Source organism: Lysinibacillus sp. NPDC056220, from assembly GCF_049315265.1.
In the GTDB taxonomy this organism is placed as follows: domain Bacteria; phylum Bacillota; class Bacilli; order Bacillales_A; family Planococcaceae; genus Lysinibacillus; species Lysinibacillus pinottii.
In genome coordinates, this window is record NZ_JBMOXD010000003.1 from 317,346 (window position 1) to 342,250 (window position 24,905).

A 24,905-nucleotide genomic window follows, 5' to 3' on the forward strand; every position below is an offset into this window, starting at 1 on the left:
ATATAAGAGGTTGGTCGCTTTTGGTCACCAAAAGTCGACTGCTTTTAAAGGAGACTGCCAGTAAAAAGGTGGTCTCTTTTTAATTGCCCCAGAACTTGTAGGATTGCTTCTGTATTTCAAAAAGATATTTACCATTTCACCACTATCTTATTCATCGCATCATAAGTGGTTTGCTTATGCCACCAGTTGCCTTTAGTCAAGTAACCCCGATTCCGTACTGTGCTGTTTTTGCCCCTATAACCATTTCTGCTCGCATTTTTTTGATGGTGGTAACCTTTGTATCTCAATTCGAGCTGTAGCGTGTGAAGACGCTGAAGCTTTCTCTTTTTCAATCGTAAATTTGAAACCTTTTCCATTTGCATCCGTAAATTAATTACAACACTTTTTCTTTATAATAGGAGGTATTTAAATGGACTCTTTTGCACTTATGGCTTTTTCTTTTGCTTGTTTGTCATTTGTCTTTGCTATTTCAGCTGATTCTAAAATCAAAAAATTAGAAAAACGTATCGACGAACTCGAAAGAAGCCAGTAATTTCTTTAAAGCATACATACATAATAGGCTTATAGAGCGATGTATTTTAATCGCTCTATTTTGTTATTCCTCAAGATGTCCGGTTTGTTTTGATCTCTCCATATTATATTTTGCTACTACTAGGGTATTTTGTCTTTTTATATGGATTCACCTATGTTTATAGATTCACTAATAATACATTTTCTACTAAACAATTCACACTTTGCCTTTATTTTTAAAGGTACTTGATAAATAAGTCTATAGAATGTAGAAGCGTAATGCATATTATGAAAATGTAATCTGCAGATTATTAATCTTAAGTTAAAAGGAGGTGAAAATTACATGCCTTTAACTACTGGTCCAATTGAAAATACAGGAAATCTACCAGCTAATGCCTCTAGCGTTCGTATCAAAGTTCTTAATCTCACTGGAGGTTTATTAACAGGAGTAGTAAGGGTTTTCAGACTAAACGGCACGAGACAGTTATTATCAACAACTCCTTTTGCTGCTAATGCCAACGCTTCTACATTTGTAACTCCAAGTGTGAGTGGTTCTGCTCAATATGAGGTTGAAATTGTTCCTAATCAAACTGGAGGATTATACAGTGTGTACGGTCGAACAGCTTCAGGTGTAATTATCGATGCCCAACGATTTGTAAATTCAGAATTAACGCAAATTCTTTAATTTTATAAATCTATGCTTAAAAACGTGTGAGCCTTATTTTTAACAGGCTCTTATTGTGGACTAAAGGTATAAAGAAGTGCACTCTTTATACCTTTAGTTATTTTTTAGCCCTTTTATTTTTACTTATGGCAACGCTACTCTTTCTTTTTGATGGTCAATCGCCTCACCCAGCACTTGATGAAATTCTTTCATTACTTCCATACTTAATCCCCGTTCCGAACTTAACCTCATCCTCTATATTCCTGTTATCATCCTGCTTAAATTTTGAAATAGCAACATAAAAAAATTCCATCCAATTGATTAGTCTCAACCCGCAAAGAACAACCTTCACCCATCTTTTACACTCCTGTTTAGCTGCATGTGGTGAAGAAAAACAGGAGTGTAAATAGTAAGAGCCTATAGTCGTGAAATTACAGCAGACGAAAAAGAATATATTCAATTAGTAATGAATGGCGATTTCGATACTTTAATTACTAAAACAGAAGGAAAAGCAAACGAAGTACAACAAGACTATAACAATCTTGCATTAGCATACGAAAAATTCAATGGTATAGATGAAGACCTACCGAGTGTATTCACAACAGCGACTCAACTAAAATACGTTTACGTAGTTGAGAGACTTGAGAAAATAAAATATATATCAGATGAGATTAAAGAAAAAGTTATTTAATTAAAAATTGTAGCACAAGATAAAGAGGAACAGTGGAGTTAATACCTATAGTCACTTAACTATGAAAGATAAAGAAAAAGCAACCGACTACTTTAACTCCATTTTACAAAAATGGTCGTTTTTTGGTCGGTTGCTTTTATTAAGGTATTTCATACATGTTGAAAACGCTGTTATATCAACTAGTCTTGAATAGCTGCCTCTAATGCGACAACCATCATGTCGTTGAATGTTGTTTGACGTTCTTCTGAAGTTGTTACTTCACCTGTAATGATGTGGTCACTTACTGTTAGAACAGAAAGTGCTTTACGGCCAAATTTAGCGGCTAATGTGTAAAGAGCTGCTGATTCCATTTCTACAGCTAGTACACCGTATTGTGCTAATTTTTCATTTTGATGCTCATCTGAGTAGAATAAATCTGCTGTGAAGACATTCCCTACTTGTAAGTTAAGTCCAGCATCTTTCCCTGCGTTATACGCTTTCAATAATAGGTCAAAGTCTGCGATTGGTGCGAAGTCGATAGCTCCACCCCAAATGATTTGGTTCATACGTGTATCAGATGTTGCTGCTTGTGCTAAAATCACGTCACGCACTTTCACATCTTTTTGAATTGCACCACAAGTACCTACACGGATTAATTTTTGAACATCATATTCTTGCATTAATTCTGTCGCATAGATTGAAATAGATGGCACACCCATACCAGTTCCTTGTACTGAAATACGTTTGCCTTTATACGTACCCGTATAACCAAACATATTACGTACCTCGTTGTAGCAAGTTACATCCTCTAAAAATGTTTCCGCGATGTATTTTGCACGAAGTGGATCTCCTGGAAGTAAAATTGTGTCAGCGATTTCACCTTTTTTTGCATTAATATGAACACTCATACTGCAATCCCTCTTTTCTGTCAGTTATCACTATAAATAATACTGTGTTTCTGTCATTTACGCAATGCTAGACGTCTAGCAACTAAAAAATTATTTATAGTTTTCGTACAATTATGCCTGTCCCTCATATAATTCCCACAAATGATCAAAAGCTTCAATTGTTAAATTTTCTGTAGCATAGGATTCAATGTAGTTGGATAGTTCGTTAAAGTCTGTGCTTTGCTTTGGAAAATTATGCTCATGAAACATTTCCTCTGCAAACCGTACCTTAGGGTCTGACCAGTCGCCGCCCCGAAATGTTAGGACATATAAATAAAAACTTTTTTTCATCACACAATTTCCCCTTTTCTTGCATTTACTTTTCGATAGTGTATCAGAAAAACCGTTATTCGTCATAATTTCCACTACTAAGATATATTACCTATCCAAGGTTTTAGCACTATTTTCTTGGACAATCCTGACTTTTGTCACAGCTATAGCTATCAGAAAAATTTAAATTTTTAGAAAAAATAATAGAAATATCTAGTAAAATAAGATAAAATGGAAATCGATTACTAAAAATTAGGAAGGTGATGCGATGAAAAAGACTAAGAATATTCATGATGCAGCAAAAAAACGCCCGACTCTCTTCACTTTTAGCTTTTTTAAGAGAAAGAAAGCTTCTATACAAGAGAAAAACGGGATCAATCCCCGTCCTAATAGAGTAAAACGACAACGTTTTTACCATTTAATTAGAGGAAAAGTGCTTATGATGTTCGCACTTCTTATTGTAATTAATGGTGTAATGGGTATATTGTCTTATGTCAATATACAGAAGCTTCAGCAGGAGATGGAGGATTTCACTAAGAAGAATGTCTTAGAGCAGTTAACAGTAAATCAACTTGCGTATGAGATTGCAAGGCTGACGAATTTGGAACAAAGTTACTTAATTACAGGTAATGGCATTTATTCTACTTCATATCATTTGAAAATTGATACTATTAATAAAAAATTAACGGCTTTAAATGAACAATTTCAGGATCGGGAAGTTGAGCTTGGTCATATACAGGCCATTGACCAGTATTATAGAAATTACTTGGATTATTCAAAAAAAGTGATGACTATGCGTGATGAACTTGGTCTTGAGCAGGCCCGTAAGCTTATGATGGGGGCTACTGGGGAAACAATGAAAACCCATATTGATAATAATATTGAATCCATAAATATTGTAATGGATGAATCGAATAAAGCTAAATTAGACAAGCTTAATCAACAAGTAAACCTTTCGATCACTACATTCTTTATCGTATCTATTATAGGGTTTTTAGCCATTGTTATGTTTGGTTTTATGCTCTTTAAATCTTTGAAACGTAATACACAAGCGATTAATGACTCCATCCTTGATATTGCTCAGGCAGGAGGCGATTTGACGAGGCGTGTGAAAGTGCGAAATCATGATGAATTTTCCATTATTGCTGCTTCCACAAATACGTTGATTGAATCCATTTCCAATTTAATTCGACGTGTAAGTGAACTGGCTGATCATGTATCAAGCAGTAGTCAGGAGCTCATGTCGCTAGCAGATGAAAATGCTCGTACCATTCAAGATATTGCGGATGCGACTGCAGATATTGCAAGCGATAGTGATAATACCATTTCTAGTATGAATAGTGCGCAACAAAAAATGAGCGATTTAGAGCACTCTATGCATCAATTGAACGAACAAGCCAGTGCCGTACATCGTGCCTCTATAGCCATGCAGCAAGCAGCCGATGAAGGAAGCCTTTCTGTGGAGCAATCTTCGCTTGTTATGCAATCAATCGAAGAAACTATGGCTTCCACAACATCCACGGTCGAGGCTTTAGGTCGTAAATCTGCCGACATTACATCAATCATTGGTACCATTACAGCCATTTCCGAGCAAACAAATCTACTAGCTTTAAATGCAGCGATTGAAGCGGCTCGAGCTGGCGAGCATGGTCGAGGCTTTGCCGTGGTAGCGGATGAAGTTCGAAAACTAGCTGAGCAATCCCAAAGTGCTGCCAAGGAAGTAACTGCTATCGTGACATCTATTCAAGATGAAGTTACATCTATTATTGCTCAAAACCATGAAGGAGTCACTACGGTCATTCGAGGCGTAGAAGTAACCAATGAAACCAATCAATCTTTGGCCAACATTTTATCGCATACACAAGAAACAACAACGATAATTGCAGCCATGGTGGATAAAATTGCATCTACACTTGACTTTAGCAATACCGTAGCGAGCGACTTCATTCACGTCAATGCCTATGCTGAGCAGTCCGCGGCTAACACCGTAACATCCGCCGCCGCTGCCACACAGGGCTCCGCTTCCATGCAGGAAATCAACGCGGCTGCCACTGAGCTTGCTCAACAAGCTGACAGCCTGCGAAATCTAGTAGGAGCATTTAAAGTTTAAGTTTTTTCTAAACGTTATTGTAAATTTAAGAGGGAATCCTTCCAATGAAAGGATTCCTTCTTATTTTTTGAGGAGGAGATGCTTCAATATGGCGAGGTGTGAATCAGCCAAGGTCAGAGGTGCTATCCGCTCGTTCTATCCTCACTTCACACATTCTATCCTCTACTTAGTTAATGCACAAAAAAACCTAGCAAGGTCGCTCTTGCTAGGATGATATTTTATTTGAATAATGATAGGAATTGGCCGTAGCCTTCTTTTTCTAAATCTTCTTTTGCTACGAAACGTAGGGATGCTGAGTTAATGCAGTAGCGTAAGCCTCCTAGTTCACTTGGGCCGTCTGGGAAGACATGTCCTAGATGGGAGTCTGCTTCTTTACTGCGTACCTCTACCCGACGCATACCGTGGGAAGTGTCGAAGTGTTCAGTTACTTCTTCTTTTTGGATGGGCTTTGTAAATGCTGGCCAGCCACAGCCTGAGTTGTATTTATCCAATGAGCTGAATAGTGGTTTCCCAGAGACGATATCTACATAGATGCCCTCTTCAAAATGCTCATCAAACTCATTACGAAATGGTGGTTCTGTCCCATTTTCCTGTGTCACATAATATTGCATGTCTGTGAGTTCTTTTAAACGTTGTTCTTTATTCATGTTTGTTCCCCCAGTGATGCTCTTGAAACGCTCGGCGACCACTTCCAACCGAATAGCGTTCATAGTGCATTGGATTTTTCTTATAATAATATTGGTGATAGTCCTCAGCCGGGTAAAATGTGCTAGCAGGTAAGATTTTCACCATGATCGGTTTATCAAATTTTCCAGAGGCTTCTAAATCAGCCTTTGAACGCTCTGCTAGTTGACGTTGTTCTTCATTATGGTAGTAAATGGCTGTTGTGTAGGATTCGCCACGATCGTAAAATTGGCCTCCTGCATCTGTCGGGTCTATTAAGGTCCAATAGATGGATAGGAGTTGCTCATAGCTATAAAGATCATCATTGTATACGATTTGCACGGCTTCTACATGTCCGGTAGTTTCTGAGCACACTTGCTCATAAGTTGGATTGACAACATGTCCACCTGTATAGCCTGATAGCACCGACTCAATGCCAGGTGTTTCGTCAAATGGCTTGACCATACACCAAAAACAGCCTCCTGCAAATGTTGCATATTGCTTTGCCATTCATTTCACTCCTTATTCACCAGGAACAATAATTTCTAATAAAATTTTGTCATTTGGTAAGTCTAATTCTTTAGCACGGACACGTGATCCTGATGCTATGTTAATTCGCGATAAATCAATATAGATTTCTGCTTTATTGGGGTTCACGGTAATCCAAGAAGGGAATTCCACCGAATCCCGCATAATTTTCATGGTCGTCTCCGGCGGAATGTTTAATAGCCCGACATTCATTCCCGTCTGCTTTAAAATAATATTGCCCTTGTCATCCACAATTGGATCAAAATTCATGGAAATCGGGATTTCCGTATAAAACACGGTAAGTGTGCTTCGTAATTGAATATCATCGCCGATTGTAAAATCAAGTGGTAAAGGCGAGCCTTTTGCTGCATCTTTTAAATATTTTTTGGAAATCGATTCTAATTCCTTTGTTGTGGTTTGCACCACGAGTACATTCCCTTTGCTTTCACTTTCACCTGCTGAACTCTTCGCAACATCGACTCCATCTACTGGTCTAGTTGCTAAAAAAACGACGAGGAGGATTGCAAAAAGCACTGTGCCTGCTAAGGCGAAAAACGCGACTTTCCATTTATTCATTTTGTCACTCCTCGAAGCCTATTGCCTTGTTAATCTTTTCTTCCATACCACACTGCTCCATTGCTGCTAGTATACGTTCTGTCATTTTTTCATATCCCTTTGCATTGGGGTGGAAAAAATCTGTATGATAGACGAGCTCTTCATTTGAATCAAATAAATCCTCCACCGATACGTAGCATGCATTGGAATCTTCGCTCGCTACTTCCTCAATCACATTATTCCATTCTGTGATAATTGTATCGAATTCATTCGCCTCATTGGTCACAATCGAAAATGGATTGTAGAATCCAATGAGTAGGATAGGCACTGTCGGATTTTTTGCACGAATTCCTTCAACGATTTTGCTATAGCGCTGCTTATAGGTCCGCAATTCTTTATCGAATGCGTCACGCTTCAGATTAAACAAATCCTGTTTAACCACTTTCATGACATCATTGCCACCCATTGTTAAAGAAATGAGCTGCGCTTGCTGCAACTCTTCATCATAATGCCCTTTTTTCACTAATTTTAGTAGCTGATCACTACGTCTGCCCCGTTTGCCACGATTATCAACATCCACCTCGGAAATCGAAGGCCACGTAAGCAATGAATCTGCTAATCTTCCTACATAACCGTCTTGACTATACTCATCACCGACACCATCTGTTAATGAATCTCCCAGTGCCAAGTAATGCAGTTGCTTTGCATTTTCTTCATCAATTTGCGATAAATCCTCTGCTGATGGCTCAAAAAAATGTTCAAAAATTTGCGTCAACATATTCTTGGAGGTTTTTTCCTCTTCTACTGTTTGTTGCTCATCCTGCGTCATATCTTGCTCCGTTTCTGCTTGCTCGCCGTCAGGCTCTGCTTGCGGATTCGGCTCATCGATTGATATTGCACAACCACTTAGTACTAAGACGATCAAACATGACAACATAAATCGCCAAATGTCCATTTGACCACCTTCCATCCCTTTCTGTACCTTCTATTATAGAATAGTTCATACCCTAATGAAAAGTGACTTACCCTCTGTTCTACATAATTTTGTGTTGTTGTCAAATTTCCTCTTTTCCAAATGCCGAACAAGCATCCAGCTAAAAGGTAAAAAATGAAAAAAAGCCACTACATATTTACTTATGTAGTAGCTCCTCACTATTATTCTGCAAAATAAATAAATCCGATTGCACCTGGTCCAGTATGTGTCGAAATAATTGGGGATGTAAAGGCAATTTCAACTTTATCAAAACCAGTTCCTTCGATTAACTCTTTTAATGGATTACCCATTGTGATGAGGCCATCTGCATGAGAAATACCGACCGTTTTAACTGTTTTCCCAGCCGTATCTGCTTGGAATTGTTTAAATAAGTAATTCACAACCTGTTTATGGCTACGAACCTTGGAAACAGGATTGTAAACGCCACCCTCTAGGTTAGCAATAACTTTGATGTTTAGCAATGAGCCGATAAAGCCCTTTCCTTTACCAATTCGACCGCCTTTAATTAGATTCTCAAGGGTATCCACAATCACATACAAATGTGTGTTTGCACGTACTTTATCCAGACGGGCCACGATGTCCTCAACCGTTGCTCCAGCATCGCGCATTTTTATAGCCTCACGTAGCTGGATAGCTAGACCAATTGCAATAAAGCGTGAGTCAATCACAGTCACATCGGCGTCTGTCATTTGAGCTGCTTGTCGTGCTGACTCCACCGTGCCACTCATACCACCTGTCATATGGATGGATATAATTTGATCGCCATCTTTGCCTAACTCATCATATAATTCCTTAAATTTCCCTGGTGCAGGCTGCGAACTTTTCGGCAAATTTTTAGCATTTTTCATTAAGCCTAAAAAAGGTTGTGGCTCTAAATCCACACCATCTATATATGTTTCACCATCAATTTGAATTGTTAATGGCACGATATGTATGCCATGCTGTGCTACTTCTTCTTTAGTTAAATCACAAGTTGAGTCCGTTACTATATGAATTCGTCCCACTTCGACACATCCTTTTACTTCATTAAAATTTATTATATAGACTAATGAATCATTATGTAAACATGACATTTGTCATTAGGTTAAGCCTTGATTTCTTTAGAATGTAAACGCTACCTTTGATACTATAGCGTTTCCTTTAACTCTTGTCTATCAAAGCCCCTAAAAGAATATGACAGCCTTATGACATTTTTGATATGAAATATATGACAAATGTAAATGTTCATATATAAATTATTGGGGTATAGTAAATACATGAACGAAAGGAGTGTTGTAAATGATTGATTCATTTGACTATAAATCTTGGAAGGAAGAGCTGTGGAATGCCATTACACACGGTATTGGTTTTCTTGCAAGTATTCCAGCACTAGTTGTTTTACTGGTTACAGCTGTGCAAACAGGTAATGCTCTACATATTACTACTTTTAGTATTTTTGGTGCCTCTGTCATCATCTTGTTTTTAATGTCCACATTGCTACACAGTATGCCAGAAAAATATAAACACTTTTTCGCTATTTTGGACCACTCGTCCATTTACATTTTAATTGCCGGTACGTATACGCCGTTTTTATTAATTGCTGTGGGTGGCACATTAGGTTTGACTTTGTTATGTATTATTTGGACATTGGCTGTCCTAGGTGTTCTTTTTAAATGTTTCTTCATCAATCGTTTTGAAGTCCTATCTTTAATATTTTATATTGGCATGGGCTGGTTAATCATTTTTGCTATTAAGCCCGTTTATCTATACTTAGGCTTTTACGGCTTTGCTTTATTGCTAGCGGGTGGGCTGTTTTATACGATTGGTGCCATCTTTTATGCTTGGCGCTCTCTACCTTATAACCATGCAATATGGCATCTTTTTGTGCTAGCTGGCTGTGCTTCCATGTACGCTTGTGTGTACTTCTATTTATAAAAAAGTCGCTCCCTTCATAAGAGGGCACTGAAAAACTTATGTTTTCATAAAAGCGAACCTTTTTCAGATAAAAATAAGGCACTTCTTGTTCAATTTTGAACAGGAAGTGCCTTATTTCTGTCTCACTGGATCTTCTGTTGCCATATCCAAGTAATAGTTGAATGACATATCATACTTTGAGCGCTCTACTAGGTCGACGTCTGATACATCATTAATCGCTTTTAATAATAAGTACTTAAACATGCGTATTGGAGGAATGGTATTACGTCCATTATCTAAACAATATTTTGTTTTTAGCTCTTCTAAAAAAAATGAAAATTCAACAAGTTCATTGACCTGGCGAAGCATGTTATCTTTTTGCACAACAATATCATAGATTGCCATGTATGGACTTAAATTAAGGGTTTCCTGATTTGAAATCATTGGGGCTCCACCTACATATTCATTCTTTTATGATAAAGGAAAGTGTGACTAAAATAATAGTATGATACATTGCGTTGTTTGCAGAAGCATCGCTCGACTCCTGCGGGAAAGCGAGACAGACGAGACCCCGCACGAAGCGAAGCGTAGGAGGAGACTCGGCGCTCGCCCGCGGAAAGCGAGCGGAATGCTTCGGAAAACAACAGTAGAGTCACAGTGCCAAATGAAAAAAAGATATGGACTTTTTCAGTGCCCTTCTTCACAAGGAGCGATTTTTTATGGAATCTCTTAAAAGCTTAATCGCTTCCCTTACTTCTTTTTCATGCTCCTCATTATTCATATTTTTCCTGGCATGAAGTAACACGGGCCTCAAGGATTCAACGGATCGCCCGAATGCATTCATCCATTCATAGCGAGGCACCATCCAAATGTGGAAATGATGAGTCGTATCTTCGTTGTAAAAATAATAAACGTATGCTATGCCCAATACTTCCCTTTGAGCTTGTCTTATTTTTGTTAAGAGATGGATGTAATCCAGTTTTTCGTCATTATTTAATTCATCCAAGCAATGAATATGACGCTTTGAGGCTACTATAACTAATCCCTTTATTGGATAAGCTATATCCTGATGGGCGTGAAAATAATCCGTTTCAATTAGAACACCCCCATTGGGCTCGATTTGTCCACTTATGATTGCACAGCTCAAGCAATCAACATAAACATTTTCTCCACTCGATAATACTATGTTGCGCATCAATATCTCCCCTAAATATAGAAGTAGCACGGTCTAGCAAAACCGTGCGTCTCTCCATGTTATTTACGTTCAAAAATTTGATATTGGAATGTATAGCCTTCTGAAGCTGTTTCAGGCTGTTCAGCAGCAACCTCTACAAAATCCTGCTCATAGCTTGGGAAAAAGGTATCGCCCTGAAAAGAATGATTGATTTTCGTAATATATAAGCGATCTGCTATTTCCATCGATAAACGGAAAATTTGCTCGCCGCCAATAATCATAATTTCCTGTACATCCCCTGCCATTGTTATTGCTTCTTCTAGGCTTGTCACAATTTCAATGCCTTCTGCACGATAATTTTCATCTCGTGTAATAACAATATTACGACGTCCTGGTAGTGGACGACCAATGGATTCAAACGTTTTTCGGCCCATAATCATTGGCTTGCCCATTGTTTTGTTTTTAAAATACTGCAAATCTCCAGGTAAATGCCAAGGCATTCCGTTATTATACCCAATTACATGGTTGTCATCATGTGCCACAATTAAAGAAATCATACTGTCCCTCCAAATACTTTCTTCCCTTTTATTATAAACACAATTCAATCATTTCACCTCTTTTATAAAAGATTTTTCTTTTTCTACAATTAAATCCTAGTAAAATTATATGAATAGTTTATAATATAAGATATAAACGTCAAGATAAAGGAATGATGAGGATGACTACATTAAGAAAAGAAGCTGTTCATTATATTCAAGCTCAGCATGGTGTGACACCTTACTATCAAGTCACACCACAGGAAGCTCGTGCGATGCGGACGGTTATGCCATGGCAATCCGTACACAAACCAACACTTGCGTCCATACAAGAACAAGCAATTACAGTGCGTGATGGTGCTCAAATTACGCTACGACTCTATATCCCTATTCATCACCAACCATTACCGGTTATTGTCTATTATCATGGTGGTGGCTGGGTATATGGTAATTTAGAGTCAGTTGATGCTGGCTGTCAGCTATTAGCAGAACAAGCACAAGCTATTGTCGTTTCAGTAGATTATCGTTTAGCTCCAGAATTTCCTTTTCCAACTCCATTACAGGATGCCTACGATAGCTTAGTATGGGTGCATGACCATATCAAAGCATTTGGCGGCGATGCTGCTCAGTTGACGGTTGCTGGGGACAGTGCCGGCGGAAATTTAGCAACGGTCGTGACCCACTTAGCTGCTTCTTCGGGTGGTCCGTCTTTGCAAGCACAAGTACTCATTTATCCCGTTACGAATGTAGATTTCACGACCGTTTCCTATCAGGCTTATGGTGAAAATTTCGGCCTCGATAAAAAAGGTATGCAATGGTTTTCTCAGCACTATACAGAGGAATCCAACTATGCGAATCCATTTGTATCTCCTCTACAACTTGAGGATGTAAGCCATATGCCTAAAACCCTCCTCATTGCAGCAGAGGCAGATGTACTCTTTGACGAAGGTTTAAGTTATGCCCAAAAACTGGCGGACGCAGGAGTACCTGTAGAGCATATGACCATGTCTGGTTTGATTCATAGCTATTTTAGCAAGATGCATTATTTTGAAGAGGCGACCATCGAAACAGTGGCAAAAATTGCTGAATTCCTGAAATAAGTTTGGCTATCCCGTCCAAACAGTGCGATAATAGAGCAAAACGTTTTTTAAAGGATGACAACATGACACAAACAATTGCCCTACAAATAAAGCAGCCTTTTGCTGATCAATTAAAAAAAGGCTACCCATTAATTTCAAAAGATGCGGTGGATGCACGACAACTCCCTTCCGAGCAAGGGACACTACTTAAGCTGATGGATCACCATAATCGTTTTATTGGTACAGGTTACTTCGGTATTCAAAATAAAGGGATTGGCTGGGTCTTGACGACTGATATCAATGAAATCATCGATAAAGCTTTTTTCATTAAAAAGTTCAAAAAAGCCATACAACTCCGAGAAGCATTTTTCCAGAATGAACATACAACAGCCTTCCGTGTTTTCAATGGTGAGGGTGATGGCATTGGTGGCCTAACGATCGATTTCTTTAATGGCTACTATATGGTGAGTTGGTATAGCGAGGGTATTTACTCATTGAAAGAAGTCGTTTATGAGGCGCTTGCTGAAACCATCAACTACCAAGCTATTTATGAGAAAAAACGATTTGATGGTAAAGGCCAATATATGGAACAGGATGATTTTGTTATGGGGACTCCTGGCGAATTTCCAATTTTGGTCAAGGAAAATGGGATGACCTATGCAGTACATTTAAATGATGGTGCGATGACAGGGATTTTTCTTGATCAACGGGAAGTACGATTAGCTATTCGTGAGCGCTATGCAAACACAGCCAATATGCTTAATACCTTCTCCTACACAGGGGCATTTTCAGTAGCAGCCGCGCTTGGAGGAGCTATTAAAACAACAAGTGTTGATGTTGCGAAGCGCAGTTTAGCCAAAACAATTGAGCAGTTTAGCGTCAATCAAATTGATTATGAAGCCCAGGATATAAAAGTAATGGACGTTTTTCATTATTTTAAATATGCACAGCGTCACGCATTAAAATTTGACCTTGTTGTCTTAGATCCACCTAGCTTTGCTCGTACAAAGCAAATGACGTTCTCAACGGCGAAGGACTATCCAAAATTACTGAAGGATACAATTGCGATTACAGCCAAAAATGGTATTATTGTGGCTTCTACAAATAATGCAAGCTTCGGTATGAAAAAGTTTAAAGGATTTATCGACCAAGCATTTAAAGAGACTCGTACACGCTATAAAATTGTAGAGGAATACGGTTTACCAAAGGATTTCCGTGTGCCTCGTGAATATCCTGAATTTAATTATTTGAAGGTCGTTTTTATTCAAAAAATCGACTAACTGATCTAGAATCACACTTTGCTGTGATTCTTTTTTTCGATAAAAAAGGCTTAAGAAGTATGTTCACTTCCTAAGCCACCTCTTTGTTAAAGTTTTTCCACAAACCAATCTCGTATATATTCCAGACGATGAATTCTTAATGTTGGTTTTCCGCTTCTTGACAGTTCATGATTCGATTCAGGGAAGCGGACGAATTTTGTTTCTTTCTTACGATATTTCAAGGCGATAAATAATTGCTCCGCCTGTTCAATCGGACAACGATAATCTTTTTCACCGTGTAAAATGAGCAACGGTGTTTCAACATTGTCTACATACTTCAATGGAGAATGATGCCATAGCTTCTCCATATTATCGAGCCCCGCTTGTATTTGCCAGTCTGTAAAGTAATAGCCGATATCACTCACACCTGCAAAGCTAATCCAGTTTGAAATTGAGCGTTGTGTAACTGCTGCCTTAAAGCGGTTCGTATGCCCAACAATCCAGTTGGTCATAAAGCCACCATAGCTCCCACCTGTTACACCTAGTCGATCCTGATCAATGAAATCATAGTGCTCTAAAGCATAGTCCACTGCAGCCATTAGGTCTTGATAGTCATTGCCACCATAATCACCACGTACTGCATCCACAAACGTTTGTCCGTAGCCATGACTTCCGCGCGGATTTGTATACAGCACCGCAAAGCCTTGAGCAGCTAGGATTTGGAATTCATTGAAATAAGTGTTGCCGTACATCGCATGTGGACCACCATGGATTTCAAGAATAAGAGGATATTTCTTCCCTTTTTCATAGCCCACTGGCTTCATGATCCAGCCATTGACCTTCCAGCCCTCAGCTCCTTCAAACTCAATACTCTCAGGAACAGCTATCTCTCTCGTCTTTAAAACTTCTTCATTGACGGTTGTCAACCGTTCTTTTTCACCCGTCTTTAAGTTGACGTAATATAAATCGCCCGGATTTGTTGTCGTACTTATTGCGACAACTGCTTGGTCATTTTGAGCATCTAATGAAAATCCATAAACATATTGATCATCGTGAATAGCTGGATAAATCTCTCCATCCACATTACCAAAATAAATTGCCGCATTGCCGTGATCTGTTACTTGGAAGTAGAAACTATGATTATCATTCATCCATTGCACAGGTGGAGCTGCTACCCCTTGCAGGAAATCACCGATGACATAGTCACCGACAGGGGCATCAAATTCACTTGTGGCACAGTTGAGCAGATTTTGTTCCATATCATAAATCCATAGCTTCGCTTGTGTGGCATTTTCAAACTCACGTTTTCCCCCAACGAAGGAAAGGAAGCGGCTATTAGGAGACCATGATGTTTGGTAATAAGAGCCAATTCCCTCGGTTACCTTGCGACTCTTTTTTGTTTCTATATCTAATAAGTAAATATCCGCATTAAATGAAAAATCTAAATCCTCTGCTTGATCTGCTAAGTACGTAAGATAGTTGCCATCGGGCGACCATGTACTCAGATGGCAATGCTTGTTCCCTTCTGTCATTTGCTCTAAGTCACCAGATTTTAAATCGACAATAGCGATGTGGGTATGCTGGTCCATATCCGTAAATCCACCAGCATCTGATTTATGTTTCATCTTATCGATTTCTAGCGGCTTTAGTTCTTTTTCTTCTTTCTTGTCATCTTCAGCTTTATCTAGAATAGTTTCATCTTTACCGAGCATAACGGAAAAGGCAATTTTCTCTCCACATGGAGACCAGACAGGCGTTGACGCACCGTTTTTACAATACGTTACTTGTTTTGCCTCCCCACCTGTTTTCGAAAGCACAAAAATTTGCGGCTTGCCTGATCTTGTAGAAGAAAAAGCAATTTGACTGCCATCTGGCGACCACACAGGAGAGCTTGTTCGATAGTCACCATATGTCCATTGCTGAGGACGTTTGTCTTTTAAATTTATATAAAACAGATTAGATATATAGTCTTTTTTCTTCTCATCAATACGTGTCTCTACATAAACTACCTCAGTCCCATCAGGTGAGAGCTGTGGATCTGCCACTGATTTCAAGCGATAAAGATCCTCTGGTTGAATCCCTTGTTTAGATGTCATGTTCTTGCTCCTTTGTATTGTCATTTTCTATGCTCTACTACAATATTTCGACACCCTAAGTATTATTCCTGCTACTCGATCGATTTTTTTACTAGTTCCCAATCAGCATTCGATTTTGTTCTGCGATAAAACTTATAAAAAGGTTCATTGGAAAGAGCTTGGTCCTGATAAAGACGAATGATTTGTAGCAAAAAATCTTCAATATGGTCGATCCCTACTCTCTTTGCAAAGAGAGTACCCGCCTGTGCTTTCGTCCCCATAGGAATGGCTCCTAGATAAACATCAAAGCTCTCATGCTGATAGACCAAACCGATGTCATCATATGTGGGATTATAACAGGCGGATGCACAGCCATTCACATTGACTCGCATTCTTGCAGGCACGGTTATACCATCCAACGCCTGATAGAGCTGTTCTGTTTGAGGAACTGCTTCCATTTTTTCACCGTCACAAAAATCACATGCTTTCATAACAATATGAGGCCCTGACGATGCAACAAACAGTCCAGCCTCCTGTAAGGCACGGGTAGCTTCAGTTAATTCACTAGAGGGAATCGATAATAATATGCTATAGGAAGCCGAGTATTTAATGGCTCCCTTCTCTCCTACAATTTCTGCTATTTTTTGAAATTGGGCTGGTGTGTAATGCTTATTGATAATGCCAGGGCTTACTGCTAATCGCGAAAATCCACCTTGCTGATTAAGGGTCTCAAATGTTTTATCTGGTATGTTTTGACGAAATGCGTTCAATAGTTATCGCTCCTTAAGAAAAAGGAGCTAGCACTTTGCTAGCTCGAAATTTTTAAAAGTTTTCTGGGTAGAAGCCCTTAGCTAAAATTTGAATGGCCTCTGCTGCACGGACCCCTTCAGATGCCGCTGAAAGTGGAAGGATGACAAAGCGATCATTTTTGACTGCTTCCATTTCCTTCAAGGCTGGATCTTTTTTTAAGAAATTTATCTTTTGTTCAGCCGTTGTTTCACCATAATCAATTATGACGACCACCGCTGGATTGCGATCTACTGCATCTTCCTTCGACACGGTTGTCCACCCTGACTCCACATCTCCAAAGATATTTTGACCGCCAGCGATTGTCACCAGCTCATTCATAAAGTTTTGGCCAGCTGTGAATACATCTTTTTCACCACTGTCAAAGACTAGCACACGTAAATTTTCTCTATCTTTTGGTAATTTAGCTTGAACTTCTTCGACATCTTTTGTCATTTGTTCAATGAATGCTTCGCCGCGATCTTCCACGCGGAATATTTCTGCAATATGACGAATATCAGTGAAAATATCCTCTAATGTTGGCTTTGTCATATTAGAAGCTGTATGTAAATACGTATGAATTCCTAATTCCTCAAGCTCCTCTGGTGTTCCTACACCTTTTTCACCAAAGCCACTTTTCCAGCCTGCATACAAGAAATCTGCCCCGGCATCAATGACTTGCTCCTTCGTTGGGTATTGATCTGAAAGAACAGGAACTTTATCGTAGGCTGCTTGAAGCGGCTCGTAGATTTCGTCATCTAAATAAGCAGTCCCTACCATGGAATCCTCTAGCCCTAATGCAAGCATAATTTCTGTCACATGCTGATTTAAGCTGATTGCCTTTGTAGGTGCTTCCTTATAGGTTTGGGTAGTTCCATTATTTTTAATGATTACCTCAGTCGTTGTCGCCTCAGACGGTTCAACTTTTTCAGTTTGCGTTGCTGAATCAGGCTTGTCCTTTGTACCACACGCTCCTAAAACTGCGATGAGCGCGATGAGCATGACCAGCCATATACTTCTCCATTTTTTCATGTCCTTTTCTCCTTTGTTGTCATAAATATAGAAAGAAATCAGAGACTTCTTTGCTACCAGGATCATTGGAAGGGCATAAAAAAACCCTCTTGTCGCCAAGAGAGTAGCATAGTGAAAAAACGGTATAGTTACCTTTATCACTATCCCCATCCTCGTGGTTCTTAGTTAGCATACACATACTGGCAGGTATCCTGGCTTAGGTTCATCATCTATACACCTTCCCATAGTTAAACTACAGTGGCATCCTGTATAGACTCCCCATTTACAGTTGCGGGACAGCATCGGAATTACACCGATTTCCCTTTTAAGCAAAATGACAAATGCCATTTGCACCAATATGTTCTATTCATTCTATTGATAGACTAGCAGTTCATGAGTTAATTCGCAATCAGAGTAAATTGCAAAATCTGCAATCATCATTATATTAGCACTATTTCGACAAAAAGACGAATCATTTTACAAGAATTATTTGGCTAGTATTCTGATACAATGAGAACATAGCCACCTATAGAAACGAGGATTTAGTATGTACAAGACGATTGGGGTTCTTGCTCATGTTGATGCAGGAAAAACAACCTTTTCTGAGCAAATGCTTTATCATACAAATAGTATTCAAGCGCGGGGTCGTGTCGATCATCAGGATGCCTATTTAGATAATCATGAGCTTGAGCGTAAACGTGGCATTACAATATTTGCCGAGCAAGGTCGCATGACTATCGGCGACGATACATATACGCTGATCGATACACCAGGGCATGTCGATTTCTCCCCTGAGATGGAGCGTGCCATTCGGGTCATGGATTATGCCATCATTATTATTAGTGCTGTAGAGGGTATACAGGGTCATACAGAAACTGTATGGCAGCTTTTACGGAACTATCATGTCCCTACACTCTTTTTTATTAATAAAATAGATCGTGACGGAGCAGATGTGAGAGCTGTTATGACTCAGCTGCATAAGGATTTCTCAGAACATGTAATCCTCATAGATGAACCACTGCAGGAAAACTATGTTTCAAGCACGATTATGGAATGGCTGGCAGAGCGTGATGAAGAACTGCTAGATAACTTTTTGAATGAAACATTGGAACATCGCCAATGCATGACTAGACTACAAACGATGATTAAAAATGAGGATGCCTTTCCTTGTTTTATAGGTTCTGCGTTGAAGGATGAAGGCATTGAGGAATTTATTGCTCAACTTCCATTCCTAACGGGTACTCACTTCGAGCCAGAAGCACCTTTTCAAGGAGAGGTCTTTAAAATACGCCATGATGGACATCAACGTTTAACGTTCATCAAGGCCCTTACAGGCAAGTTACATATTCGGGATGAATTTACATTTGGAGATATCACAGAAAAAGTAACAGAAATTCGCCTATATAACGGCAGTCGATTTGAAACTGTTCAGCAAGTTGAGGCTGGTGAAATCTTCGCTGTTAAAGGGCTCAGTCAGGCAAATATTGGGGATCGAATTGGCAGTAAATTGCTATCACTGCCCTATGAGCTTGTCCCTACATTACAGGCAAAAGTTCAATATGAGGGTGAGCAACATATAAAAGAAGTATTAAGGATTTTCCGTTTACTAGAGGCCGAGGAGCCGTCATTGCGTGTCGTGTGGCAGGAAAAATTTCAGGAAATCCATGTGCACATAATGGGTGTCATTCAGTTAGAAGTCCTGATTGACGTGTTATTGAAACGTTTTGCATTACACATTTCTTTTGGAGAGCCGCAAATATTATATATGGAGACAATTGGGACAACCGTTACAGGCTACGGTCATTTTGAGCCACTCAAGCATTATGCAGAGGTTCATTTATTAATGGAGCCTAATGAACGCGGAGCAGGAATTACCTTTAGTAATGCCTGTCATGCCGATGATTTATCAGTGGGCAACCAGCGTCTCGTTGAGAAGCACTTGTTTGAGCGTGATCATCACGGCTTACTCACAGGCTACGCCGTCACAGATATTCATTTTACGCTATTAACGGGGCGTGGTCACAATGAGCATACCTCTGGTGGTGATTTCCGAGAAGCTACTTTCCGAGCACTACGTCAAGGACTAGAACAAGCACAGAACATCCTGCTTGAGCCATATTATCGCTTTAAAATGAAAGCTTCCAATGATTTTATTGGCCGTATGATGACTGACATTCAACAGGCTGCCGGCACATTCGACGACCCAGACCTCACCGAAACTGACGTTGTTTTGACAGGACGTGCACCTGTAGCAACCTTTATGAGCTATAGCACAATCTTTGCTGCCTATACCAATGGGAAAGGCTCACTTACCCTCCAATTTGATGGCTATGATGTGTGTCATAATGCAGAAGAAGTAATAGGCCAGATAGGCTATGATAAAAATGCGGACCCTGAATACAGTTCTTCCAGCATTTTTTGCGCTAAAGGCAAAGGCTATACTGTCCCTTGGCAAGAGGCTCAAGCAGCCATGCACTGTCAGGGATAAGTCAAGTAAAGTATTTGCAAGGACGGTGTGTTAGGCTAATAGCCTCAGATGAAGCATGATACGCTGGCATAAATAAAACAAGCCCTCCGCTTCATGGAGGGCTTGTTTTCATATCGCACCGACAGCTTTCTTTGAGGGCTTATGGACCTGATAAGCAGGTTCAACCACCACATAGCCCTGCGTATTAGTGAAGTCGATTAAAACTTTACCAGGCTGACTTTTTAATATTTGTAGTTGATCAATTAATGTTAACAATAGCTCATGGCCGTTCCCTCGTGGATGCCAATTTAAGTGATCACCATTTAACTCCTGAACCGCATCCAGAAATTGTTTATATTCCTGCTGCGCGAATGCGATTAGTTGATCCTGATGAGAAATTTCCATTAAATCATTTATATAAGTTTCATAAAAACGTATAACAATGGAGCATAGTAAATCATTGACACGTGCAGCGCTTAACACGGGATTGGGCTCTTGTGAAAGGCGATCAAGGTTAGGCTTTGCTCGTGTTGAATCAATGCGTGTAATTAAGTGATACGGCTCCCCGTTCACCTCATATATAATAGGGTTCGTCGGCATATACATCATAAAGCTATTCGTCTTCGTTTTCAGTTGATCCGTTAACGTTGCCAGAGCAAAAAGATGGCCTTCTACCTCACCATTTCTTATCCAAATAATGTCTTTATTATATAAAATTCGCTCAAAAAAGCGGTTGTTGCGAATCAGCTTCGTTGCTAATAATTGATCAATCAGTGATTCAACCACCATTCTTGTTTTCGCTTTTTTAGCAATTTCTGTCCTTGGCTGCTTACAAATGGTCATATCTACAAAAGGCGTTTCCTGTGTTATCGTTTCATGAATATTCATCCTATGTGCATCCCCTTTGCGTACATATTTTCAAAACAAAAAGGACTTCCTTCTATGTTTGAGGAAATCCTTCGCTTTAATGTGATTCATCACACAATGCCAAACAAACCCTAAGTAAATGTGAAGGAGTTCGAAAATGAACCCTTTCATGAACTTTGGGCGTTTGACGTACTGTGACGAACAGAGCATTCTGTTTTGTCAACATGCCACCTCCTATTCCTCGTAGGTTTATGGTGTGTACTCATAACAGGCAGGTATCCTGACTCATGGTCATCGCCACTTTTCCCCTTCCCATCATTTGACAGTGGTTGCTGAAAAGTCGCTCACATTTACAGTTGCGGGACAGTGTCGGATTCACACCGACTTCCCTTTTAAGCAAATTGCACGCAATTTACACCTATTACTACACGCTATTCAATTGTCATAGGAATCGGGTGTACTCCACATTCCTATTAGATTACTAAAATCAATTGTAAAGTAGTGGATTTCTAAAGTCAAATATCACAATATTTTCCAAACCATTTCTTCACTTAATCTTACAAACTCTGAAATTCTGACAACATGTCTTCCTATTTACTTTGATGGTATGATACTTCCTCAGCTTCATGCGGGTCATCTCTTTCGAAATCCCCTCGGATTTTCTACGCAGCATAATACTTAATAGCTTCAATTTCTTTACCGCTATACGTTCTGGTCTTTTCCAACGAATCAGCAAAATGGTCGTCTTTTTCACATATTAAATCAGCGAAACTAGTTAATGTTTTGTCCTAATACGTCCTTTACCGAATATCTTCTTTTTAACATCCGTATCACCTTCATCTATTATTCGACGTATATACTCGCATGAGAATAAATTTTAGCGAATGATTAACGGCTTTTAAAAAAGGATTTACGACACTTTTAATTTAGGTTATTAGTTATGTAATATTTGATAAAATGAGTTACGAGGGCAGGGGATTCCTGCGCTCATTTTTTTAACGCAAAACCGCGAGTTAAATCGGGATAAGACACTTGCATCATTTTGAAATACTAACATAAACAACCTATAAACGCACCTCAGACAAACCTATACGCACAACTACGCGATTCAACGATTCTCGCTACATCTGACAGCGTTGAGTGATGTAACTAAAGAGTAATAACTTCACCAGAGTATTGTCTTAATTGTTCAATGGCTACGGTTACGGCTACTTCCTCAGTCTCAATCAAACTCAATCCTTTTTTAATAGGACTCCAAAATTCATATCCGCAGTCTTCTTGCCACATATATACGTCTGTTGTAAAAAGACCATCTCTCCGTTTTATAATTTGAACTTTATATTGATGACTTGGAGACATTATTTCCTTTAGCATCTGTTCCATCGTTTCACCATCTTTACAAATAGTAATGTGTATAACTATTATTCTTCAAAAAGAAAAAAGCTTTGAGCAAAATCTTAAAAACAGGGGGCTTGGGAAGGTCATGCATTTTCAACACAAAAAAAGAGGTTTATGGTGTGTATTCGTAACAGGCTGGTATCCTGACTCATGGCCATTTCCACTTTTCCTCTTCCCGTCCAACTTAAAACGGTATTTTCTAAGGTCAAATACTAAGCTAAGCACCAGTAATTGAATAAAAAAGGATAATAGACAATACTGCAAAGGTTTGAATGATAATCCCGATCACGCTACAAATTAAACCAGAAATTGCCAAACCTCTGCCATTTTCATTGCTTTTAGCAATTTCCTTTGTTGACATTCTTGATAAAACTACTCCGAAAATCCCAAGAACTAATCCAATAAATGGTACGATGATAGAAAGAATACCAAGCGTTAATGAAATGATAGATTTATTATTCATTTCAATTTTTTCAACCATTTCCATTACCCCCCAACAATCTAATGTTACGAATAACACTTCTTCAAAAAACAGTTCCATCCATTGAATTCTATCAATATTATTGAAATATATCTATTATTTTACAATATAAAAGGTTATGCGTAAGGGAGAACCAGTCAGCATTTCTTTGCTAATTTCTAAGCTCTGTGCGCTTGCTCCCTAATTGGAACGGGGCGACAGCATACACCCCTCACATAGTAATTTCCCCATCCCTATTCCCCCTTTCTAAGCACAGCCAAAAAAGCCTCGCATCTATGCGGGCTTTGTATGTGATTCGTGATTGTGGCTTTATTTCATTATTACGAGACTAAAACATACTGCGCTAAAACACTTTGCACTTTATAAATATTGGTCGCCTTATTGAAGCTTTTTTGGATAGGTAGCGAACTGCCTGATACCCATATTTTTAGCTCTGCGTCTAAATCAAATGTACCAGCCGTTTCTACTGAAAAATGAATAATATTTTTATAGGGGATCGAATGGTATTCCGTTTTCTTACCAGTAACTCCTTGCTTATCAATGAGGATTAATCGTTTATTCGTAAAAATAAATATGTCTCTAATAATTTTATAGGCATTTTTGATGGTTTCGTTTGGAATTAATAAATCTTTGACCTCCTCCTGTAATTTTTCAAAATTCACCTCGCTTGCATTGCCGATTAATCCATCAAATAAGCCCATTCTTTATCCCCTTTCAGCTTTTGTTTGTTTAATATATTATGAAGAGAACCGGGCTACGACTCCAAGTTTTGGTATTATTTTTTCTGTAAGGAGGGGGTTCATTGCGAGCATTTCTATTTATTATCATGTCCCTCCTAGCTACAGTTGTTTTAGGCTGTACGGATAAAGAGCTAGCAGTGGGCAAATTGGCGAAGGTCAGCATTTCTAACGGCGAAGGATTTGACACTGTGAATACTGATTTTATCTAAGAATATGAGGATGAAGAGTCTCTTGAAATGTTCCATGAAGTCATTACTACTGCTGTGAGAAATAAGGAAATTGTTAATATGGCTACCCCTCCATATGATGTACAAGTAGTGGATATATATGGCTTCCATCTATGGGTAGGGGAAATGGGTCAAAAGGGAACGTTGATGAACGTGAAGGATACCCATACGATTTATAGCATCTCTGAAGATTTGATTGCCCCACTTAGATCATTGCTGCAAGAATAAAAAACACTTTCCATTCAAATAAGGAAAGTGTTTTTGGATTAATCATACTACGGCTTGAAACAGCATTTGCGCATATCGGTCTGTAAAAGCAAAGCCACCTTCGCCTTTATGGCTCTCATCGACAATTTTACCCGACTTCATGACATAAATACGATCACACAAATAAGAAACCGCCTTTAAGTCGTGCGATATAAATAAAATGGCCATGTTTTTTTCTTTTTTTAAAGTTATTAATAAATCTATCATTTCTCGTTGAATCAAGCGATCTAAACTCGAAACAATTTCATCACAAACTAATAGTTGGGGTTCGACTAAAATCGACCTTAGTAAATTAACCCGTTGTCGCTCCCCTCCACTTAGCTCAGATGGCAGGGCTTCTAATATATCGGTTGGGAGCATCACTTTTTCTAGCATTATCTGTAGTTCGCGATCAGTCAAAGACTTATGTGCTGCCATTAGAGGCTCACGTAACAATTCCTTGACGGTCCATACTGGATTTAAGGCAGCCGTAGCATTTTGAAAAATGATTTGGCAGTTCTCATAAAAATGCGAGCGATTTTGCTTCGTCATCAATTGATTTTCAAAAAACACCGCCCCTTTTTCAGGCTTTTCTAGCTGCATTATCACTTTGGCTAAAGTACTTTTCCCACTGCCGCTTTCTCCTACGAGTCCTACGATTTCACCTTTTCCCACGGTTAGGTTTATATTCTGTAATACTTGCTGTCCTGCTCGATAGCTTTTACTAACATGATTTACATGGAGCAACAATATCA

27 protein-coding genes, 1 pseudogene and 2 riboswitches are annotated in these 24,905 nt (G+C 39.0%); of the genes and pseudogenes, 10 read left to right on the top strand and 18 right to left on the bottom strand.

The genetic code is table 11. From position 1 onward, the window contains the following. Nucleotides 1-409 precede the first annotated feature (409 nt). The 3 genes from ACOZBY_RS11620 to ACOZBY_RS11630 all read left to right on the top strand — a co-directional run bounded on the left by ACOZBY_RS11620 (nt 410) and on the right by ACOZBY_RS11630 (nt 1,865). Entirely contained in the window at nt 410-532 is a 123-nt protein-coding gene (locus tag ACOZBY_RS11620; RefSeq protein WP_257216131.1) for a hypothetical protein, read from the top strand. Between the two features lie 321 nt (nt 533-853). After that, nucleotides 854-1,195 carry a hypothetical protein gene (locus ACOZBY_RS11625; RefSeq protein WP_031418152.1) on the top strand — a complete coding sequence of 114 codons (342 nt, stop codon included), beginning with the start codon at nt 854-856 and terminating at the stop codon, nt 1,193-1,195. Nucleotides 1,196-1,640: 445 nt separating this feature from the next. Next, nucleotides 1,641-1,865 carry a hypothetical protein gene (locus ACOZBY_RS11630; protein WP_422762390.1) on the top strand — a complete coding sequence of 75 codons (225 nt, stop codon included), beginning with the start codon at nt 1,641-1,643 and terminating at the stop codon, nt 1,863-1,865. 179 nt (nt 1,866-2,044) lie between these two features. Here the strand turns inward: ACOZBY_RS11630 and deoD are convergent, their stop codons facing one another. Next, nucleotides 2,045-2,752, bottom strand: a complete 708-nt coding sequence (gene deoD, locus ACOZBY_RS11635; protein ID WP_422762391.1) for a purine-nucleoside phosphorylase — start codon at nt 2,750-2,752, stop codon at nt 2,045-2,047. A gap of 111 nt (nt 2,753-2,863) precedes the next feature. Then, nucleotides 2,864-3,082, bottom strand: coding sequence for a YozE family protein (locus tag ACOZBY_RS11640; RefSeq protein WP_031418149.1), 219 nt, complete (start codon nt 3,080-3,082; stop codon nt 2,864-2,866). A gap of 247 nt (nt 3,083-3,329) precedes the next feature. Between ACOZBY_RS11640 and ACOZBY_RS11645 the strand changes: the two genes are divergently transcribed. Next, a complete protein-coding gene (locus ACOZBY_RS11645; protein WP_422762392.1) occupies nt 3,330-5,171 on the top strand; it encodes a methyl-accepting chemotaxis protein in 1,842 nt (613 codons plus the stop codon). A gap of 218 nt (nt 5,172-5,389) precedes the next feature. On the opposite strand, the gene msrB is transcribed toward ACOZBY_RS11645, so the two are convergent. From msrB to ACOZBY_RS11670, 5 genes are all read right to left on the bottom strand, one after another. Then, nucleotides 5,390-5,818 (bottom strand): peptide-methionine (R)-S-oxide reductase MsrB, encoded by a 429-nt coding sequence (msrB, locus tag ACOZBY_RS11650; protein ID WP_012294357.1) that lies wholly within the window; start codon nt 5,816-5,818, stop codon nt 5,390-5,392. Further along, nucleotides 5,811-6,344 carry a peptide-methionine (S)-S-oxide reductase MsrA gene (gene msrA, locus ACOZBY_RS11655; RefSeq protein ID WP_031418147.1) on the bottom strand — a complete coding sequence of 178 codons (534 nt, stop codon included), beginning with the start codon at nt 6,342-6,344 and terminating at the stop codon, nt 5,811-5,813. The genes msrB and msrA overlap by 8 nt, the downstream gene beginning before the upstream one ends. A 12-nt stretch (nt 6,345-6,356) precedes the next feature. Further along, a complete protein-coding gene (locus ACOZBY_RS11660) occupies nt 6,357-6,938 on the bottom strand; it encodes a YpmS family protein (RefSeq protein WP_012294355.1) in 582 nt (193 codons plus the stop codon). Between the two features lie 4 nt (nt 6,939-6,942). Beyond that, complete coding sequence (locus ACOZBY_RS11665; RefSeq protein ID WP_012294354.1) at nt 6,943-7,887, bottom strand: GDSL-type esterase/lipase family protein; 945 nt, start codon at nt 7,885-7,887, stop codon at nt 6,943-6,945. Nucleotides 7,888-8,072: 185 nt separating this feature from the next. Beyond that, the gene (locus ACOZBY_RS11670; RefSeq protein ID WP_031418146.1) at nt 8,073-8,915 is read right to left on the bottom strand and encodes a DegV family protein; all 843 of its coding nucleotides are present in this window, start codon (nt 8,913-8,915) and stop codon (nt 8,073-8,075) included. Nucleotides 8,916-9,189: 274 nt separating this feature from the next. On the opposite strand from ACOZBY_RS11670, the gene trhA reads away from it, so the two are divergent. Beyond that, nucleotides 9,190-9,825: a PAQR family membrane homeostasis protein TrhA gene (gene trhA / locus ACOZBY_RS11675; protein WP_422762393.1), complete on the top strand. Its 636-nt coding sequence runs from the start codon at nt 9,190-9,192 to the stop codon at nt 9,823-9,825. A gap of 123 nt (nt 9,826-9,948) precedes the next feature. Here trhA and ACOZBY_RS11680 read toward each other — a convergent pair. From ACOZBY_RS11680 to ACOZBY_RS11690, 3 genes and pseudogenes are all read right to left on the bottom strand, one after another. Further along, nucleotides 9,949-10,248 (bottom strand): annotated as a pseudogene (locus ACOZBY_RS11680) (transposase); the annotation flags it as partial. Between the two features lie 256 nt (nt 10,249-10,504). Beyond that, complete coding sequence (locus ACOZBY_RS11685) at nt 10,505-10,999, bottom strand: HIT family protein (RefSeq protein WP_036161575.1); 495 nt, start codon at nt 10,997-10,999, stop codon at nt 10,505-10,507. A gap of 59 nt (nt 11,000-11,058) precedes the next feature. Then, on the bottom strand, nt 11,059-11,535 hold the full coding sequence (locus ACOZBY_RS11690; protein ID WP_012294348.1) for a dihydrofolate reductase: 477 nt from the start codon (nt 11,533-11,535) through the stop codon (nt 11,059-11,061). Nucleotides 11,536-11,696: 161 nt separating this feature from the next. On the opposite strand from ACOZBY_RS11690, the gene ACOZBY_RS11695 reads away from it, so the two are divergent. Together ACOZBY_RS11695 and ACOZBY_RS11700 are read left to right on the top strand one after the other, a co-directional pair. Then, nucleotides 11,697-12,614: an alpha/beta hydrolase gene (locus ACOZBY_RS11695; RefSeq protein WP_031419847.1), complete on the top strand. Its 918-nt coding sequence runs from the start codon at nt 11,697-11,699 to the stop codon at nt 12,612-12,614. Between the two features lie 62 nt (nt 12,615-12,676). Continuing rightward, a complete protein-coding gene (locus ACOZBY_RS11700) occupies nt 12,677-13,873 on the top strand; it encodes a class I SAM-dependent rRNA methyltransferase (protein ID WP_422762394.1) in 1,197 nt (398 codons plus the stop codon). 86 nt (nt 13,874-13,959) lie between these two features. Here ACOZBY_RS11700 and ACOZBY_RS11705 read toward each other — a convergent pair whose 3' ends face one another. The 3 genes from ACOZBY_RS11705 to ACOZBY_RS11715 all read right to left on the bottom strand — a co-directional run bounded on the left by ACOZBY_RS11705 (nt 13,960) and on the right by ACOZBY_RS11715 (nt 17,745). After that, nucleotides 13,960-15,948, bottom strand: coding sequence for a S9 family peptidase (locus ACOZBY_RS11705; RefSeq protein ID WP_036161568.1), 1,989 nt, complete (start codon nt 15,946-15,948; stop codon nt 13,960-13,962). A gap of 71 nt (nt 15,949-16,019) precedes the next feature. Next, nucleotides 16,020-16,697, bottom strand: coding sequence for a precorrin-3B methylase (locus ACOZBY_RS11710; protein WP_200991277.1), 678 nt, complete (start codon nt 16,695-16,697; stop codon nt 16,020-16,022). A gap of 52 nt (nt 16,698-16,749) precedes the next feature. Further along, entirely contained in the window at nt 16,750-17,745 is a 996-nt protein-coding gene (locus ACOZBY_RS11715; protein ID WP_281486488.1) for an ABC transporter substrate-binding protein, read from the bottom strand. A gap of 164 nt (nt 17,746-17,909) precedes the next feature. Beyond that, a riboswitch (cobalamin riboswitch) is annotated at nt 17,910-18,097 on the bottom strand. A gap of 174 nt (nt 18,098-18,271) precedes the next feature. On the opposite strand from ACOZBY_RS11715, the gene ACOZBY_RS11720 reads away from it, so the two are divergent. Then, nucleotides 18,272-20,212: a GTP-binding protein gene (locus ACOZBY_RS11720; protein ID WP_422762395.1), complete on the top strand. Its 1,941-nt coding sequence runs from the start codon at nt 18,272-18,274 to the stop codon at nt 20,210-20,212. 108 nt (nt 20,213-20,320) lie between these two features. Here ACOZBY_RS11720 and ACOZBY_RS11725 read toward each other — a convergent pair whose 3' ends face one another. The 4 genes from ACOZBY_RS11725 to ACOZBY_RS11740 form a co-directional block, all read right to left on the bottom strand. After that, nucleotides 20,321-21,079, bottom strand: coding sequence for a hypothetical protein (locus ACOZBY_RS11725; RefSeq protein ID WP_422762396.1), 759 nt, complete (start codon nt 21,077-21,079; stop codon nt 20,321-20,323). Between the two features lie 232 nt (nt 21,080-21,311). After that, nucleotides 21,312-21,495: riboswitch (cobalamin riboswitch) on the bottom strand. A gap of 712 nt (nt 21,496-22,207) precedes the next feature. Then, entirely contained in the window at nt 22,208-22,441 is a 234-nt protein-coding gene (locus ACOZBY_RS11730; protein WP_031419854.1) for a hypothetical protein, read from the bottom strand. Between the two features lie 232 nt (nt 22,442-22,673). Next, nucleotides 22,674-22,937, bottom strand: a complete 264-nt coding sequence (locus ACOZBY_RS11735) for a DUF4190 domain-containing protein (RefSeq protein WP_422762397.1) — start codon at nt 22,935-22,937, stop codon at nt 22,674-22,676. A 320-nt stretch (nt 22,938-23,257) separates the two neighbouring features. Next, nucleotides 23,258-23,638, bottom strand: coding sequence for a PH domain-containing protein (locus tag ACOZBY_RS11740; RefSeq protein WP_012294339.1), 381 nt, complete (start codon nt 23,636-23,638; stop codon nt 23,258-23,260). Nucleotides 23,639-23,739: 101 nt separating this feature from the next. On the opposite strand from ACOZBY_RS11740, the gene ACOZBY_RS11745 reads away from it, so the two are divergent. Beyond that, on the top strand, nt 23,740-23,886 hold the full coding sequence (locus ACOZBY_RS11745; RefSeq protein ID WP_227256842.1) for a hypothetical protein: 147 nt from the start codon (nt 23,740-23,742) through the stop codon (nt 23,884-23,886). Nucleotides 23,887-23,913: 27 nt separating this feature from the next. After that, nucleotides 23,914-24,132, top strand: coding sequence for a hypothetical protein (locus ACOZBY_RS11750; protein ID WP_236249645.1), 219 nt, complete (start codon nt 23,914-23,916; stop codon nt 24,130-24,132). Nucleotides 24,133-24,174: 42 nt separating this feature from the next. On the opposite strand, the gene ACOZBY_RS11755 is transcribed toward ACOZBY_RS11750, so the two are convergent. Then, a complete protein-coding gene (locus tag ACOZBY_RS11755; protein ID WP_031419855.1) occupies nt 24,175-24,900 on the bottom strand; it encodes an ABC transporter ATP-binding protein in 726 nt (241 codons plus the stop codon). Nucleotides 24,901-24,905: the final 5 nt, after the last annotated feature.

Coding starts and splice junctions, on each gene's coding strand:
- ACOZBY_RS11705 (WP_036161568.1), bottom strand. CDS start 15,948: ATGACATCTAAACAAGGGATTCAACCAGAGGATCTTTATCGCTTGAAA.
- ACOZBY_RS11725 (WP_422762396.1), bottom strand. CDS start 21,079: ATGAATATTCATGAAACGATAACACAGGAAACGCCTTTTGTAGATATG.
- ACOZBY_RS11720 (WP_422762395.1), top strand. CDS start 18,272: ATGTACAAGACGATTGGGGTTCTTGCTCATGTTGATGCAGGAAAAACA.
- ACOZBY_RS11715 (WP_281486488.1), bottom strand. CDS start 17,745: ATGAAAAAATGGAGAAGTATATGGCTGGTCATGCTCATCGCGCTCATC.
- msrB (WP_012294357.1), bottom strand. CDS start 5,818: ATGAATAAAGAACAACGTTTAAAAGAACTCACAGACATGCAATATTAT.
- ACOZBY_RS11620 (WP_257216131.1), top strand. CDS start 410: ATGGACTCTTTTGCACTTATGGCTTTTTCTTTTGCTTGTTTGTCATTT.
- ACOZBY_RS11735 (WP_422762397.1), bottom strand. CDS start 22,937: ATGGTTGAAAAAATTGAAATGAATAATAAATCTATCATTTCATTAACG.
- ACOZBY_RS11630 (WP_422762390.1), top strand. CDS start 1,641: ATGAATGGCGATTTCGATACTTTAATTACTAAAACAGAAGGAAAAGCA.
- ACOZBY_RS11750 (WP_236249645.1), top strand. CDS start 23,914: ATGTTCCATGAAGTCATTACTACTGCTGTGAGAAATAAGGAAATTGTT.
- ACOZBY_RS11730 (WP_031419854.1), bottom strand. CDS start 22,441: ATGGAACAGATGCTAAAGGAAATAATGTCTCCAAGTCATCAATATAAA.
- ACOZBY_RS11625 (WP_031418152.1), top strand. CDS start 854: ATGCCTTTAACTACTGGTCCAATTGAAAATACAGGAAATCTACCAGCT.
- ACOZBY_RS11690 (WP_012294348.1), bottom strand. CDS start 11,535: ATGATTTCTTTAATTGTGGCACATGATGACAACCATGTAATTGGGTAT.
- ACOZBY_RS11665 (WP_012294354.1), bottom strand. CDS start 7,887: ATGGAAGGTGGTCAAATGGACATTTGGCGATTTATGTTGTCATGTTTG.
- msrA (WP_031418147.1), bottom strand. CDS start 6,344: ATGGCAAAGCAATATGCAACATTTGCAGGAGGCTGTTTTTGGTGTATG.
- ACOZBY_RS11645 (WP_422762392.1), top strand. CDS start 3,330: ATGAAAAAGACTAAGAATATTCATGATGCAGCAAAAAAACGCCCGACT.
- ACOZBY_RS11660 (WP_012294355.1), bottom strand. CDS start 6,938: ATGAATAAATGGAAAGTCGCGTTTTTCGCCTTAGCAGGCACAGTGCTT.
- ACOZBY_RS11695 (WP_031419847.1), top strand. CDS start 11,697: ATGACTACATTAAGAAAAGAAGCTGTTCATTATATTCAAGCTCAGCAT.
- ACOZBY_RS11640 (WP_031418149.1), bottom strand. CDS start 3,082: ATGAAAAAAAGTTTTTATTTATATGTCCTAACATTTCGGGGCGGCGAC.
- ACOZBY_RS11740 (WP_012294339.1), bottom strand. CDS start 23,638: ATGGGCTTATTTGATGGATTAATCGGCAATGCAAGCGAGGTGAATTTT.
- deoD (WP_422762391.1), bottom strand. CDS start 2,752: ATGAGTGTTCATATTAATGCAAAAAAAGGTGAAATCGCTGACACAATT.
- trhA (WP_422762393.1), top strand. CDS start 9,190: ATGATTGATTCATTTGACTATAAATCTTGGAAGGAAGAGCTGTGGAAT.
- ACOZBY_RS11700 (WP_422762394.1), top strand. CDS start 12,677: ATGACACAAACAATTGCCCTACAAATAAAGCAGCCTTTTGCTGATCAA.
- ACOZBY_RS11685 (WP_036161575.1), bottom strand. CDS start 10,999: ATGCGCAACATAGTATTATCGAGTGGAGAAAATGTTTATGTTGATTGC.